A 15187-nucleotide genomic window follows, 5' to 3' on the forward strand; every position below is an offset into this window, starting at 1 on the left:
TAATTGGAACAAATCAGGAACATATAATCAGGAAATTTGCCTGCACAAGGAACGTCGAGCCGTGACATGACTGCTGAAACCCATAAAAAACCCGGTCTGGAGACGCTGCAGGCGGCGATCAACCGTCTCGAAGGGCACAGCGACCGACGCCGCACGGTGCTGCCCTTTGGTGTGTGCGAGATCGACAGCCGCCTGCCCGGTGGCGGGCTGGCTCTGGGCGCGCTGCATGAAGTGGCAGGCGGAGGCAACGACGCCCTTCACAGTGCGGCCGCCGGTCAGTTCTGCGCCGGAATTGCAGCCCGCACGCCCGGCAAGGTGCTCTGGATTGTCACCCGTCAGGACGTATTCGCTCCCTCCCTGAAACAGGTGGGGCTGTCGGCACGGCGAACGATCTTTGTCGAAGCCTGTTCGGACGTCGATGTGCTGGCCTGTTTCGAGGAAGGGCTGCGACATGGCGGCCTCGGGGCCGTTGTGGCCGAGGTGGCGCGTCTGTCCATGACGGCCTCACGCCGCCTGCAACTGGCGGCCGAAACGTCTGGTTCGCTTGGCATCGCGATCCGCCGCTGGCGGCGGCAGACCGACGCGGCGGATTTCGGCCAGCCGACCGCCAGTGTGACCCGCTGGCGGGTCTCCGTCCTGCCGTCCGTGTCGTTGCCGGTTCCCGGTGTGGGAAGACCGCGCTGGTTGCTGGAACTGATCCGCGCCCGTGCGGGCGAATGTGCCGATTTTGAAGTGGAGGCCTGTGATGGCAAAGGGAGACTGGCACCGGGTCGTCTCTCTTTACCTGCCGCTCTGGCCGACGGATCGGATCAGGAAGCGGCTGGGCAAAGACGCGCCAGCGCCTGAGGTGCCGCTGGCGCTGGCCGGGCGAGAAGGACGGCGGCGGGTTGTGCTGTCTGTTGATCTGGCCGCCCGCAAGCTGGGGCTGCGCCCCGGCACACCGGTCGCCAGGGCTCAAGCACTCTATCCCGATCTGGTGCTGATGGATGCCGATCCTGATGGCGACCGTCTGGGACTGGAAAAGCTGGCGCTGTGGTTCCAGCACCGTATTGCGCCCATCGTGGCCGTCGATGCGCCGGATGGGCTGGTTCTGGACACGACCGGGGCAGATCACCTGCACGGTGGCGAGCTTCCCATGCTCAAGGACATGGTTCATCGCATGACGGGCGCCGGGTTTCGGGCAAAGGCCGTGGTGGCGGAGACGTGGGGTGCCGCGCACGCCATTGCCCGTTATGGCCGGGCACCGATTGCCGTTGTGCCCTCAGGCGAGACAGCTTCCGCACTGGCTGATCTCCCCGTTGAAGCACTCCGCCTGCCGGACACGATTGTCGACGGACTGGCCACTCTGGGTGTGTCGCGCATTGGCCCCCTGGCCGCCATGCCTCGTGCGCCGCTTGCGCTGCGGTTCGGTCCCGAGGTGACCCGTAGGCTGGATCAGGCCTTTGGACGCATCGGGGAGGCCATCGTGCCAGTCCGCCCTGTCGATCCGGTGGAGGTCAGCCGCAATTTCGCCGAGCCGATCGGAGCGGTCGAAACCATAGCCAAATACATCGGCAAGCTGGCGCCGCTGCTCTGCCAGGGACTGGACGAACGCGGACAAGGGGTGCGGCGTCTCGACCTGCTGCTGCATCGCGTGGACAGTCGCACCGAAGCGATCCGCGTGGCGACCGCCATGCCGGTGCGCGACGTGAAGCGCCTGACGCGGCTGCTGTGCGAGAAGATCGAGACCATCGATCCGGGGTTCGGCATCGAGCGCATGGTGCTGATCGCCTCACTGGCCGAACCGATGGACCGGCGGCAGACCGTCTCCTCCCTGATCGCCGAGGAAGAGGCCGATGTGTCCGATCTGGTCGACACACTGGCCAACCGTGTCGGCATGCAGGCGCTGTATCGCTTCGCGCCAGTAGAAAGCGATTTGCCCGAACGCTCCTTCTGCCGCGTGCCCGCGCTTGCCCCCGAGGAGACGAAGGAGTGGCCCGAGCACTGGCCTCGCCCTACCCGGCTGCTGGCACGACCGGAACCGGTGCAGGCCATGGCGGAACTCCCGGACCAGCCGCCGCTGTTCTTCATCTGGCGGGGTGTACGACGGAAGGTGAAATGCGCTGACGGGCCGGAGCGCGTGTTTGGCGAATGGTGGAAGAACGACGCGGAACTGACCATCGCCCGGGACTATTTCCGGGTGGAGGATACGAGCGGCGAGCGGTTCTGGCTTTACCGGGCGGGTGATGGTGAGCACGGCGAGACCGGCTCGCAGGGCTGGTTTCTGCACGGGATTTTCGGATGAACACCCCGGTACCGTGCTATGCCGAACTGCAGGTCACAACCTATTTCTCGTTCCTGCGTGGAGCCTCGTCGCCCATTGAGTTATTCGAGCAGGCAAAGGCCCTTGGCATCGAGGCACTGAGCATCTGTGACCGCAACTCTCTGGCCGGAATGGTGCAGGCATACGGAGCCGCGAAGGCTACCGGTGTCCGGCTGGTTGTCGGCTGTCGCATCGACCTGGCCGATTTCCCAGCAGTGCTGGTCTATCCGACCGACCGCGCGGCCTACGGTCGCCTGTGCCGGCTGCTCACCATAGGCAAGGCACGAGCCGGCAAAGGGAAATGCCATCTGCTCTGGGAGGATCTGGTCGCCTGGGGCGAGGGCCTGATCATCGTCATGGTCCCTGACACGGCAGACGATGCCTGCGCTTTGCATCTGCGCAAACTGAAAGACGCCTTTGCCGACCGGGCCTATATGGCGCTGACCCTGCTGCGCCGTCCCAATGACCAGATGCGGCTCTACGAACTGGCCAACCTGGCGCAGCAGGCGCATGTGCCAACCGTTGTAACCAATGACGTGCTGTTCCATACCCATGACCGGCGCATCCTGCAGGACGTCGTCACCTGCATCCGGCATAACACGACCATCGACGAGGCCGGGTTCGTCCGCGAACGTCATGCGGACCGCTATCTCAAACCCCCGCAGGAAATGGCCCGGCTGTTCAGCCGTTATCCGGAAGCGGTGGCTCGCACCGTGCAGATCGTCGAGCGCTGTCACTTCTCTCTGGATGATCTGGCCTACCAGTATCCCGATGAAGTGTCCGTTCCCGGCCAGACGCCCCAGCAGGCATTGGAAGCGCTGACATGGGAGGCCGCAGCCCGCACCTATCCTGAAGGTATCCCGGACGAGGTTCGCAAAAGCCTGAACCATGAACTCGGCCTGATCGGGCGCATGGCCTACGCACCGTATTTCCTGACGGTGAACAGCATCGTCCGCTATGCCCGCAGCCAGGACATTCTCTGTCAGGGACGTGGATCGGCGGCCAATTCTGCCGTCTGTTACGTGCTCGGCATCACGGCCATTGATCCCGCGCGCAACTCCCTGCTGTTCGAGCGCTTCGTCTCCGAAGAGCGGGGCGAGCCGCCGGACATCGATGTCGATTTCGAGCATGCGCGACGTGAACAGGTCATCCAGTGGGTCTATGAGCATTACGGACGTGATCGGGCAGCACTGACGGCCGTGGTCATCCGCTATCGCGCCAAGGGAGCCTTGCGCGATGTCGGGAAGGTCATGGGGCTACCGGAAGACCTGATCCGCACACTCTCGGGCCAGATTCATGGTTGGGGCCGCACGCTGGACGATGACGCCCTGACTGACAGCGGTATTGATCTGTCCGATCGGCGCATCCGCCTGACTCTGGATCTCGCGCGGTGCCTGATCGGGACGCCCCGCCATCTGTCGCAACATCCCGGCGGCTTTGTGCTGACGCATGACCGGCTGGATGAACTGGTGCCGATCGAACCCGCTTCGATGGAGGCCCGCCAGATTATCGAGTGGGACAAGGATGATATCGACGTCCTGAAATTCATGAAGGTCGATATCCTGGCGCTTGGCATGCTGACCTGCATGAAAAAGGGGCTGGATCTGCTGGCGGAGCACAAGGGCCAGCATTTCACCCTCCAGACCCTCCCTGCCGAAGATCCCCGCACCTACGCCATGATCCGCAAGGCGGACACTATCGGCGTGTTCCAGATCGAGAGCCGGGCACAGATGTCCATGCTGCCACGGCTCAAACCGCGTGTGTTTTACGATCTCGTCATCGAGGTCGCGATTGTTCGACCTGGTCCCATACAGGGAGACATGGTCCACCCCTATCTCCGAAGGCGCGAAGGGATCGAGCCGGAAGACTATCCCACCCCGGAACTGGAAAAGGTTCTGAAAAAGACGCTTGGCATCCCGCTGTTTCAGGAACAGGCGATGCAGGTCGCCATGATCTGCGCCGGGTTTACAGCCGCCGAGGCCGATCAGTTGCGGCGGGCCATGGCGACGTTCAAGAACACTGGTACCGTCTCTCAGTTTCAGACACGCCTGATCAATGGCATGCGCGCCAACGGGTATGATGAGGAATTCGCTGAACGGATCTACCTGCAACTGGAGGGCTTCGGGTCTTACGGATTTCCTGAGAGCCATGCGGCCAGTTTCGCCATTCTGGCCTATTCGTCATCGTGGATGAAATGCACCCATCCGGACGTGTTTCTGGCCTCGCTTCTGAATTCCCAGCCTATGGGGTTCTATGCCCCGGCGCAACTTGTCCGCGATGCGCGGGAACATGGCGTGGAAATCCGGCCCGTTTGCGTCAATGCCTCGCGCTGGGACAGCACGCTGGAAGGACCGGAAAGCCCCAACGGGATGTTCGCCGTGCGACTGGGCATGAGCCTGGTGAAGGGACTGGCCAATGATGATGCGGCCCGGATTGTTGCCGCACGAGACTCCCGTCCCTTTACATCCATTGATGATCTGTGGCGTCGGGCGGGTGTGAAGGCGGCAGCCCTGACCCATCTGGCCGAGGCCGATGCGTTCCGGCCCTCGCTTGGGCTGGCCAGGCGCGAGGCGCTCTGGGCGATCAGGGTCCTGCGCGATGAACCGTTGCCGCTGTTCGCGGCAGCCCAGATCACGCGGGAAGCTGAAGAACCGGATGTATTGCTCCAGCCCATGCGCGATGGGGCCGAGGTGGTGCGGGATTACAACCGACTTGGCCTGACCCTTCGGGATCATCCGTTGACTTTTCTGCGTGAGGATCTTCAGGAAAGGGACATCATGTCCTGTCGGCAGGCACTGGCAGCGAAGGATGGGAAGCGTCTCACCGTGGCAGGGCTGGTGCTGGTCCGGCAGCGACCGGGCTCCGCCGAAGGCGTGGTGTTCATGACGCTGGAGGACGAAACGGCCAATATGAACGTCATCATCTGGCCAGACATGTTCGATGCGAACCGGCGCGTGGTACTGGGCGGGCAGATGCTGGCGGTAATGGGCATGCTGCAAAAGGAAGGTGAGGTCGTGCATCTGGTGGCGAAGGAGATCACCAACCTGTCTGGATTGCTGGCCGATGTCGGGAACCGGTCCCTGCATGAGGTCGGCAGGGCACAACAGGAAGCCAGATCTGAACGGATCACGGTGAAATCAAGAAACTTCCACTAGCCCCTGCGCTTACGTGATAATTCTGCTGGTCAACGATGTCGTCTTTCGCCCTCAAAGCAGAAAAATTCAGCAGAGCTTGCCTGATTTGTTTTTTTTGGTGACCGCTCAAAGTACAGTCACGTCGAAGGTTGTCGAGTTTCGCGGTTGTTTTCTGAGTGGTTGATGAAGCGCGTCGTGAGTAGCAGAACGCCATGAAATAACGCGAGCACTCCAAATGCTTCGGCAAAAGCCTCTGATGGGATATGAGACGGACCGGTTGTCGCGAGCCGCCATCCAAGGAATGTGGCGCACACCGTGGTCAACGTCGGCCCCCCGATCCTTTGCATGATGTTCAGCGCAGTCGTTGCCATGGGAATATCGTCCCGAGCGATCGACGCATACCCCGCGCTCATCGCCGGAATGCCCACGGCTCCTCCGCCACCACCGCGCAGAAGCAGGGCGACGCTGAGCAGGGCGGCATTCAGACCGTTATAGGCGAGCACAGCCAGAATCAGTGTTCCAACCAGCGAAAGCAGCGCGCCGCAACCGGTCAGATCGCGCGCGTCAAACCGGTCACTCAGACGACCAATGAGCGGATAGACGCACATCATTCCCAGGCCCAGCGGCGCCATGAGCAGGCCCGTCCGCTCGGGCGAGACACCGCAGGCGTGGATCAGCCATACGGGTAGAAGCATCTGACCAGCGAACGACACCCCGTTCGTCAGAAACATGATGATCGCCGACACCGAAAAGGCGGGCGCACGCAACAGGCGCAGGTCGATCAGCGCATCGTCGCCCTTGCGTCGCGCGGATCGGATATACAGGACGAACAGCACAAGGGATGCGCTCAGGGTCGCCTGCCCGTAAGGTCGGGCGATGTGATCCATGCCGTAGAGAAACAACACCAGGGCAGGCCCGAGCAGCCCGAGCCCTGTCAGATCGAGCGGACGGGCACGCGCGCCCTCTCTGTCGTCCGGGAGAAACAGGACGGCGAGGACAAAGGCCGCCAGCCCGACCGGCACATTGAGAAGAAAGATCCAGCGCCACGACGCGACGGAGAGGATGGCTCCCGCGACAACGGGTCCGAGAAGCGGCGCGAGCAGAACGGGTGCCGTCATCGCACTCGCAACCCTCGGCATCTGTCGGCCCGCCACACGGGCGACCGTCATCTGCGCCATGGGAGCAAGCAGGCCGCCAGCCATGCCTTGCAGCAGGCGGAACGCGATCAGGGACGGTGCCGACCATGCCAGCGCGCAGAAGCCTGATGTCAGCGTGAAAGCACCGAAGCACCATAAATAGACCGCTCGCCCCCCGAGGCGGCTTACGAGCCATCCGTTCAGCGGCAACGTCAGGGCGAGCGCCAGCAGATAACCGCTGACCACCCATTGAACGCTTGAAAACGGCGCGTGCAGGGTCCTAACGAGATCGGGGAGCGACACGTTGACGATCGTGGCGTCCAGTTGCGCCATGAAAGACCCGATCGCCGCGACGCTCACGATTTTCCAGGTTCCGGGAGGCAGTTGATCCGAGCCTTGGGCTGGCAACGACGTTCCGGCGTTCATGAATGATCTCGCCGGGAACCGCGAGACGCGCAGATGTCCGCCATTCGCTCACGCATCCAAGGCAATCGCCTCGCTGGTCGTCACGCGGCCAAGACGAGGAAAAATCTCCTCGCAGGCAAAGCGCTGCATCTCTTCGGTGAATGTGGACATAACATCCTCGGCGAGCACGACGTTGTATCCATGCTCATGAGCCCCCCTGGCGGTGGACTCCACGCCCAGATTGGTCGCGATTCCGCCCAGGACGATGGTGGTGATGCCGCGCCGCCGCAACTGAAGGTCGAGATCCGTGCCGTAGAAGGCACCCCATTGCCGTTTCGTGATACGCAGATCATTCGGTCCGGCGAGCCCGTCAACCAGTTCGGTCCAGTCGGGAGCAAAGCCTCCGGGCGGCGAAAAGGAGCGATCGACGACCGCATGCACCGCGTCCGCGAAATCGGGCGCGAACGCGACATTCACCAGAATGACGGGAGCACCGGCGGCCCGGAAACGCGCCGCGAGTTCTTTCGATCGTTCGACGATCGTGGCCCCCGGTATCGGGGCCAAAGGCAGTCCCGTGATTCCCTTCTGGAGATCGATCAGGACGAGGGCCGTCCGGGTGGGCGGAAGTGAAATCATGGCGTGAGCTTCCCTGTTGACGTTCGCGCGACCGTCCCGAAGCGTTGTCCAGACCACACGGAACCGCTAGAAGTTGAGCAGATACTCAAACAGGAGCATTATTTGAGGATGGACTCAAATACGTCAAGAGCAAAACGGACATCTCTTCAGCCGCTACGCTCGGCCGGACGCCAGCGCGTCGAGGAACTGCTCGCGGCTGCGTCCGACCTTATGGCGGAACGCGGTTACGAGGCGACGACCATGGCGGAGATCGCCGCGCGCGCCGGGGCGAAGATCGGCTCGCTCTATCGCTTCTTTCCGAACAAGGAGGCTGTGGCGGACGCTCTGGTGCAGCGGCATATCGCCATTCTGGAAGACGAATACGCAGCACTTGCCAAACGTGCGGCCACGCTTTCGCCGGAAGCGTTGGCGGATATCCTGATCGAACTGCTTGTCACGCTTCATCCGCGTGTGAAATCGCTGTCCGCCCTGATGGAGGCGCGGACTGACAAGATGGAGATCCGCGACCGCGCGCGAGGTCATGCCGTGGCCGGAATTGCGGCGGCGCTGCGCGTGTGTGCGCCGGGACTGGATGAGGCGCTGGCGAAAGACATCGCGGCGGTCGTTCTGAACACCATGAAAGTCTTGCGCGGCATGCTCGCGAACGACGCGCCCACGACGTCGGGCGCGCCCGATGAGTTGCGGCGGATGAACCGACTTTATCTTTCCGACAGGCTGGCGCCGTTCCGGCGCGGTGCAGACAGCGCAACGGATGGAAAGACACGCTAAATGCGAACCGGAGACGAAGCCACACTTTCCCGGTGTGATGCGTCCTTCGACTGACGGCGCGAGAGATCGGCCGCACTTGCGAAGTGCGAGATGCGCAGCGGCGGCTTCCGCCTACATCCCGGTCATACAGGCGGTTGGGAGAGTTTCCCGAAAGCCGACATGAATCCATCCGACGCTCTGCCGGCAAAGGCGGATAGCGGATTTGCGCATGCATTCTACCCAGTCGAGGCTCGAATCTCACTAGGCGGGCCGGAACCAGATGAGAACTACGTCTACGCCATAGCCCTCTAAAGCCCCCTTTTGGGACTGAGTCGCCATCCATGGTGCCGTTACCTAACGGCTGTTTATGCCATAATCTGCCGATGGTCTGTTGACGTTGGATCAGCGGGACGAACGTTCAGTTTCAGGTTAGCGATCTGCACCCTACGTGTTTAGTCCCGGGATTTGATGGATTGGGTTGATGATGAATCGATCTGGTTCTGAAGTCCATATTTTGCAGATGTATTCATAGGGTGTGAGGCCTTTGAGTGTCTTGAGCCTTCGCCCGAAATTATACGCGGCGATGAAGTCATTGAGGTGCGTCCTCAACTGCTCATGGCTGTCGTAATGGAAGCGTTTGACCGTTGCTTCCTTGATCGTCCGGTTCATTCGCTCGACCTGACCATTGGTCCAGGGGTGATTGGGTTTTGTCAGGCGATGCTCGATCCCGTTAGCCTCGCAGATCATGTCGAAACGCATGGAACGTGACCATGCCGAGCCCCGGTTGCGGGGCTGTTCGGCGAACTGGATGCCGTTGTCCGTCAGGATAGTATGAACCTGATAAGGGACGATGCGCAGAAGATATTCGAGAAATTCCCAGGCTGTCCGTCTGTTGGCTTTGTCCACAAGCTGCGTTACCGCAAACTTGCTTGTGCGATCTATACCGACGAAAAGGTAAAGCTTTCCTTCGGCAGTCTGGACTTCGGCAATATCGAGGTGAAAGAACCCGATCGGATAGCGCTTGAAGTGCTGCCGTTTTGGCTTGTCTCCTTCGACATCAGGCAGGCGTGAAATCCCGTGACGCTGAAGACAGCGATGCAGGGCCGAGCGTGTCAGATGTGGAATGGTGGCCTGCAATGCATAAAGGCAATCATCCAGCGGCAGTAAGCTATGCCGACGGAAGGCCACGATCATCGCTTCGTCAGTCTCGGACAGAACCGTTGAGCGCGGCGCTTTGGGACCTGTCTTCTGATCCTCGACAGTCTGACGCTTCCGCCATTTCGCCACCGTTTTCGGGTTGATCCCGAACTCCTCGCTCAGCGCCGCGAGCGAAGCCTGCGATCGCTGTATTGCTGCTCGCACGGCGTGCGTGGTCGTGGCGCTCCCATGACGTATCTGTCCCATAATGCTTCCTTCCACTCGCGTGAAAATATCACACCATCAAACCCCGGGACTAAACATCTAGGCTAGCCGAGACGGATGGATTTGCAACAGACAGGTTCCAGCGCAAGCCGGGATATGGTGCCGTTAACCGTGTCTTCACCACCGCCAGAGGGCGAAGCGAGCAGATCGTCAGAAGAGAAGCTTCCTGAGATTGGCGTAGATCAGGGCCTTAGTCTCGGTTTCGTCCAATCCTAGCAAAGCGGCCAGTGGAGCGAGTGCCCGCCCCGCATCTGTAGGCTCAGCCGCACGATCCCCTACCTTAGTAAACGGACCGTCCGTTTCGGTCAGGAGACATTCACGCGGCAGGGATCGCAGAAATGCCGTTTTACCTTCCTTGGCGAGCATCTGTTCGTTGATCGAGAAATAGCACCCGAGATCGGCCGCACGGCGTGCTTCCGCTGCCGAGCCCGTGAACCAGTGTAGCACCACCTTCCCGCGATCGGACGGCATGTGAGCCTCGACCATATCGAGGACGATCTTCGCCGACCGTACGCTATGGACCGACAGGATCTTGTTACCGGCTTCGGCACAAGCTTCCAGTACGTGGGCGAAGACCTTCTTTTGCACGTCGAACGAGCTATAGTACCGAGGTCCCGCATCGAGGCCGACTTCGCCGACATAGCGCGTCTCGGGCAGCAACCTCTCCCATAAGCCTATCTCGGCTGCCCTTTCGCCCACAAGCTGAGGATGGAGGCCGAGGCCCGCGCGCACATATTTCGTCGCTCCCGTCACTTCCGCGTTCCGCCGCCACGCCTTAGGCGTCGTCGTCACCGTGAGGGTGAAGACGCCTGCGCGTTCGCAACGCTCGACCGCGCGCTCGAAATCTGGATACAGGTCGAGGTGACAATGGAAATCTACGAGATTGCTCATCCCCGCCCTCTACCTCGGACGCGTGCGAACGCCATCCAGCAATCGCCCGACTTCCTCCAGACCACGCGCGTAGACCCCTGCCATGCGGCCTTGGTCATCCAGATCATGGTCGTAGAGGGGGCCGGGTTTATGGATGAGGATCTTCGCCAGGTCGGGTCGGTCGCGGAGCCGCGCGATCGCCAACTGAAACGAGCGGACCTGTACGCCTTCTGCTTCCGCGCTGTTCAGCGGGCGCTGGCGCAGGTCCTCGAGGAAGTACCTCGTCGGATCGCCGTCCGGCATCGATGCCCGCCGGATGAGGCACGGAACGCAGTATCCGCAATGTCCTTGAGCATAGCCCGCCCACCGCAGTTTCGCGGGGGACGAACAGGAGATCGATTTGTCGGCGATCGTCATGAGGAACGGCTTGTCCGCGCAAGCGTCGACCATCTCGCCCTTGGTCATCGCCCAATAAGGGTTTGACAGTGACCCATCGATGCCGAGCGCGGCGATGATCTCGCGCCAGCGCGCCATATAGAATGGGTGTGTCGTTCGGGTACTAAGTGCCCCGAGACGTAGCGGATCGAGCGGTACGTTAAGCGCGATAAGGCCATTTTCGGGCACTTTGAGGTCGAATGGCCGACGCAGCGCCGTTCCGGCCGCAACACCGAAGGCGAAGAACAGAAACGATCGCGCCCTAGTCGACGTCTCCGATCCGACGCCTTCTGCCAAGTCATGCGCGAAGACCATCGGCAGCCTCACCCATTCGAAACGACGCTGCGGGAATTTCGCCTTGAGCGCCGCGTGGCAAAGATACTGCGCTTTGCTCCCCGCACCTTCGCCAGCATGGCTCACCAGCAGGGGCCGCTCATCGGCCGCGAGGCTATCGATGGCGCCGATCAAGCTATCGAGGCCGCCCGAGAAGAGGTTCACACCCCCGAGATCCGTATTGAGCAGCGGCGCGTCGCCACCGAGCCTTCCCTTGCCCACTGGCCGGGTGCGGAACTCAATCTCCCATCGGTCGCCGCTCAGGAAGCCTAATGCGCGGTCGATCACCGGTCGTGCCCTTTCCCACGCGGCGACGTCACTGACTGGCAACGAGATGCGTATCTCGCGGGTCCAGCCGTCCTGGGCTTCGGTCGCGCGAGCGATCCGCGTATCCGCCGCGTAGACGAGGGCGCCAAGCGCCAGCAGGTCGATGCCGATCTCATTGGGGACCAGATCGAACTTGCGCAGCTCATTGAGCGCCGTCTGTACCCCATAGGCCATCCCGCCTGCGTTCAGGAGCTGGACGTCGGATCGGACTTCGTCGATCCGCGTCAAGACAGTAGGGTCGTCCGTGGGTCCCAATTTGCCGACGAGGAGATGACGCTTCATCGTGCCGCCTCCGCATCGCCCATCGCTTGGAGGATCTGGAAGGCATCCTCGTAGACCGATGTCACGAAACCGTTGATCTGGTCGGGTGAAAGCGTCTGGATGTTACTACCGGAACGCGCCACTGCGTCGGTTACGCCGCGCTGGATGAAATCGTGCAGCATATCCTCGACCTTCTGGGCTGCCGCCGGGTTCGCGGGCAAGGCCACCGCCTTGGTCCCGATGTCATTGCAGATGCGGGCTTCGATCGTGTGCGCCACATAAAGCTCAAAGACCGTTGTCATCTGCTCGGAGGTCAAACCATCGATGTCAGTGATGCCGGCTTCGGCTAGGTCGGCGATCGTCTCTATGAAAGCGTTGCGCGCGATGCCTTGATCTATCGACCCATCTTCCGGACAGACATAGTCCGCCAGCCCCGCGAACACTTCCTCGATAGGACGTCCGGCGAGCGCGGTGAGATTAAGCTCCCGCAAGGTCTCTGCGATCCCGTTGGCCTGCACCGATTGCAGCATCCGGACCACGTTGCCGCCGGACGCGCGAGCGGTGCCCATCCGCTGCGCTGCGCGGCGCGGGCTCCCCATGGACGAGCGCACATAACCTGATACCGCCCGGCCCAGACTGCGCCGATCGGTGCCGCCAGAACGCGCAAACGTCGTGAAATTGGCGCGCGGGGCCGTGAAGCGACCTGCTGCACCCGGTGGCGGGAGTGGCGGCGCGGCGGGCGCAGGTTCGCCATCACCGCTGTTGCCATCGGCACCATCCTGCCCATCGCCTGCGTCATCACCGGCCCCACCGTCCCGGTCGCTGTCGTCGACGAAGGTGGGCACCAGCGGGCGATCGTTATTGGGGCCGTCGAAGGTCGAGGACGTGCCCATCAGCCCTTCGCCCTCGTCCGCAGAGCGGCGGTCGCGCTCGCGGCCAGCGCCGGATTGTCGGTAGCCTTGCTCCATCGCTCCAGCAGAGTCTGGAAGCGCCGTCTTTCGGCGTCTTCGGTGATCACCTCCGACCAACCCGCGACGATCCAGGGACCGCTTGAGGCGGGCAGCGTTCCGAGCATGTCCAAGAGAGCCGACTGAAGGTGCGGTTGCGTACGCACGAGGATCGTCGCGCCGTCGATGCCGGCGGGTGGCCGCGAGAAATCACCCGCACCTAGGATTCGCCGACGCACATAATCGAAGACGAGCGAGGCTTCGGGCTTTGCGAGCGCCCGCAGTTCCGCATCCATTCCCGAGACGGCCATGCGACGGCCCATCAGCCGTTCGACGACCGCCGCCAGCGGGCCGAGGGCGGAGGCTGCTGCGAGATAGTCCTTCCGGTCCTTGGTGACGAACAGATACGGACGCAAATCAACATTGCTCAAGGGCGGCTGAAGCTTCGCCCACGCCTTGATGACGTCCGACGCCTGCCATTGTGTCAGGACCGGATTTTCGACCGTCGCAGGCTCGGGGGCGGCGACAGCCTTGGGGGGCACGACTTTCTTCCCTTCCCCGCCTGCCACAAGTGGTGCAGGGGCCCGAGCCGTTTCGGGTTTGGAACCTTCCTCGAGGACAGCGAGGTCTTTGCAACGACCATCGGGATCGTTCGCCGACGCGAGGCCGATCTCGTCGAACAACGTGGGGATGAACCGTTCCGCTAGCATGAGCTTGGCCAGCACCGGCAATTTGACCGCAGCCCCGAAGCCTCGCGCGTCCGCCGTCCGCTCGCGGAGCAGCAAGCTGTTGAGGAATCGCTTGATCTGCCGCGGATTGCCGGACGTCCCACTAGCCAGCAGCGGCACGATCTGTTCGGTCAGCACGAGATCGTCCGCAACATCCTTCGCGCGCGCACCGAGCGCAGCTTGGACCGCGGCACCATCGAACCCCGTCGGATCCCATGGGCGCTTCAGCGCCTCGCGCGCCACCGCCACCAACGCCTTGAATTGCGCGTCTTCGTCACCGAGCCGTGCGCCCACGAGGAGCAAGGTCACATAGATATGCGTCTCAACCCCGCCGAGCGCCGGGATGCGAAACGGGATCTGGATGAGCTTCTCGAGATAATTGCGCGCATAATCACGCGGACCGGTGGTATCCGGTAAGTCGGGGAAGTGCTTACGCACCGAATATTCGATCATCGCCTCGTCCGCCGCGATGACGAAGGCGGTGCGGTCCATCATCACGAACAAGCGCATCGCTTCAAGCGTCTCGATCGCCGGCTCGGGCAGGCAGCGGTCGAGATCGTCGATCAGGACGACCAACTGCTTCAGTCCAGCGCGATTTAGCAGTTCATCGAATGCCTTACGGAATTCCTCGACTTCCTGCGGGACCCGCCGACTTTCCTTCTCCTTCAATAACCCTTCGGCACCTTCTATGACCTTGTTTATCTGCTCCTTGTCGGCATACTTGGCCGGGTCCGCGAAGAAGCCTTTCACCATGCCGACGACCGCGCCGACATGATCGGGACTGGGCAAACCCGACATCGCGGTGAACGCGAGCCCACCGCCCATCCGCGCTACCTTGAGCCAGTCAATGCGCTTGACGACATCCTTGACGGCATCGGCTGCCTTCGTCGTCAGCGACCTCTTCTCGATCAGCTGCGTGACCACGCCTTCAATCAGCGCGATCTTCGCATCCTCTAATCCCTGGAACCGCCATGCGTTGAACTTAATGCACAGCGTCTCATCATGATCGGCGAACGACGCTTCGATCATCTCCAGCACGCTTGATTTGCCCGCTCCCCAGTCACCGTGGACACCAACGGTGACGGCGCGCTCGGGATCTTCGGTAATGAGGCCGACAATAGTCTTGGCGATCGCATCGTTGTTCAGCAGATCGAAAGTGGTCTCGTTGTCCGCAAGCAGCATTTATTCCCCCGAGAGAGACGGTTTGGGCCAGCCGTCTCCGAAAGCTATCCTGCATCTTGCGATGACTAGATCAAGGGGTGTCGGTATTAAAGCCAAGAGGAACCAGGCAACTGCCTGATGAAAATTGGCCGTGCGAAGGACATGCACCGAAGGCAAAAGGCCGCTTCCGCCCTCATCCCGGACATGCCAGGCAGTTGGGAGAGTTGCCCAAAAGCCGACATGACTATTGCATATCTCTATCGCCACTTTGGGCGGAAAAAGTCCTAATTGTAGGCGCCTGAACAGCAGGCTTATTCCGATAATAAACTATGAATGATATCTA

At 61.7% G+C, this 15187-nt stretch carries 11 protein-coding genes; 4 read left to right on the forward strand and 7 right to left on the reverse strand.

The features are described from left to right. Positions 1–66: 66 nt before the first annotated feature. From FMA36_RS01025 to FMA36_RS01035, 3 genes are read left to right on the forward strand one after another with little or no spacing between them, the layout of a single operon-like run. On the forward strand, positions 67–846 hold the full coding sequence (locus tag FMA36_RS01025) for an ImuA family protein (RefSeq protein ID WP_159260225.1): 780 nt from the start codon (positions 67–69) through the stop codon (positions 844–846). Next, the gene (locus tag FMA36_RS01030) at positions 746–2284 is read left to right on the forward strand and encodes a Y-family DNA polymerase (RefSeq protein ID WP_276612594.1); all 1539 of its coding nucleotides are present in this window, start codon (positions 746–748) and stop codon (positions 2282–2284) included. Before FMA36_RS01025 ends, FMA36_RS01030 begins: the two co-directional genes overlap by 101 nt. After that, entirely contained in the window at positions 2281–5457 is a 3177-nt protein-coding gene (locus FMA36_RS01035; RefSeq protein ID WP_003618845.1) for an error-prone DNA polymerase, read from the forward strand. Before FMA36_RS01030 ends, FMA36_RS01035 begins: the two co-directional genes overlap by 4 nt. A 116-nt stretch (positions 5458–5573) precedes the next feature. Here the strand turns inward: FMA36_RS01035 and FMA36_RS01040 are convergent, their stop codons facing one another. Together FMA36_RS01040 and FMA36_RS01045 are read right to left on the reverse strand one after the other, a co-directional pair. Next, positions 5574–6998 carry a DHA2 family efflux MFS transporter permease subunit gene (locus FMA36_RS01040; protein ID WP_040510590.1) on the reverse strand — a complete coding sequence of 475 codons (1425 nt, stop codon included), beginning with the start codon at positions 6996–6998 and terminating at the stop codon, positions 5574–5576. Positions 6999–7046: 48 nt separating this feature from the next. Then, positions 7047–7613, reverse strand: coding sequence for a hydrolase (locus FMA36_RS01045; RefSeq protein ID WP_003618841.1), 567 nt, complete (start codon positions 7611–7613; stop codon positions 7047–7049). A gap of 108 nt (positions 7614–7721) precedes the next feature. Here FMA36_RS01045 and FMA36_RS01050 point away from each other — a divergent pair, with 108 nt between their 5' ends. Beyond that, complete coding sequence (locus tag FMA36_RS01050; protein WP_040510588.1) at positions 7722–8381, forward strand: TetR/AcrR family transcriptional regulator; 660 nt, start codon at positions 7722–7724, stop codon at positions 8379–8381. A 423-nt stretch (positions 8382–8804) separates the two neighbouring features. On the opposite strand, the gene FMA36_RS01055 is transcribed toward FMA36_RS01050, so the two are convergent. From FMA36_RS01055 to qatA, 5 genes are all read right to left on the reverse strand, one after another. Continuing rightward, complete coding sequence (locus FMA36_RS01055) at positions 8805–9764, reverse strand: IS481 family transposase (RefSeq protein WP_159260227.1); 960 nt, start codon at positions 9762–9764, stop codon at positions 8805–8807. Between the two features lie 168 nt (positions 9765–9932). Continuing rightward, positions 9933–10673: a Qat anti-phage system TatD family nuclease QatD gene (gene qatD / locus FMA36_RS01060; protein WP_003618836.1), complete on the reverse strand. Its 741-nt coding sequence runs from the start codon at positions 10671–10673 to the stop codon at positions 9933–9935. Between the two features lie 9 nt (positions 10674–10682). Next, positions 10683–12029, reverse strand: coding sequence for a Qat anti-phage system QueC-like protein QatC (qatC, locus tag FMA36_RS01065; protein WP_003618835.1), 1347 nt, complete (start codon positions 12027–12029; stop codon positions 10683–10685). Beyond that, positions 12026–12901: a Qat anti-phage system associated protein QatB gene (gene qatB / locus FMA36_RS01070; protein WP_003618833.1), complete on the reverse strand. Its 876-nt coding sequence runs from the start codon at positions 12899–12901 to the stop codon at positions 12026–12028. Before qatB ends, qatC begins: the two co-directional genes overlap by 4 nt. Further along, positions 12901–14865 (reverse strand): Qat anti-phage system ATPase QatA, encoded by a 1965-nt coding sequence (gene qatA, locus FMA36_RS01075; protein ID WP_003618831.1) that lies wholly within the window; start codon positions 14863–14865, stop codon positions 12901–12903. The genes qatB and qatA overlap by 1 nt, the downstream gene beginning before the upstream one ends. Between the last annotated feature and the right edge of the window lie 322 nt (positions 14866–15187).

It is taken from the genome of Komagataeibacter xylinus, from assembly GCF_009834365.1.
Taxonomy (GTDB): Bacteria; Pseudomonadota; Alphaproteobacteria; order Acetobacterales; family Acetobacteraceae; genus Komagataeibacter; species Komagataeibacter xylinus_D.

Bases quoted from the DNA above. Each gene is read 5' to 3' on its own strand.
- FMA36_RS01045 (WP_003618841.1), bottom strand. From the start codon at position 7,613: ATGATTTCACTTCCGCCCACCCGGACGGCCCTCGTCCTGATCGATCTC.
- FMA36_RS01055 (WP_159260227.1), bottom strand. From the start codon at position 9,764: ATGGGACAGATACGTCATGGGAGCGCCACGACCACGCACGCCGTGCGA.
- FMA36_RS01030 (WP_276612594.1), top strand. From the start codon at position 746: ATGGCAAAGGGAGACTGGCACCGGGTCGTCTCTCTTTACCTGCCGCTC.
- qatC (WP_003618835.1), bottom strand. From the start codon at position 12,029: ATGAAGCGTCATCTCCTCGTCGGCAAATTGGGACCCACGGACGACCCT.
- qatA (WP_003618831.1), bottom strand. From the start codon at position 14,865: ATGCTGCTTGCGGACAACGAGACCACTTTCGATCTGCTGAACAACGAT.
- FMA36_RS01050 (WP_040510588.1), top strand. From the start codon at position 7,722: ATGGACTCAAATACGTCAAGAGCAAAACGGACATCTCTTCAGCCGCTA.
- FMA36_RS01035 (WP_003618845.1), top strand. From the start codon at position 2,281: ATGAACACCCCGGTACCGTGCTATGCCGAACTGCAGGTCACAACCTAT.
- qatD (WP_003618836.1), bottom strand. From the start codon at position 10,673: ATGAGCAATCTCGTAGATTTCCATTGTCACCTCGACCTGTATCCAGAT.
- qatB (WP_003618833.1), bottom strand. From the start codon at position 12,901: ATGGGCACGTCCTCGACCTTCGACGGCCCCAATAACGATCGCCCGCTG.
- FMA36_RS01025 (WP_159260225.1), top strand. From the start codon at position 67: ATGACTGCTGAAACCCATAAAAAACCCGGTCTGGAGACGCTGCAGGCG.
- FMA36_RS01040 (WP_040510590.1), bottom strand. From the start codon at position 6,998: ATGAACGCCGGAACGTCGTTGCCAGCCCAAGGCTCGGATCAACTGCCT.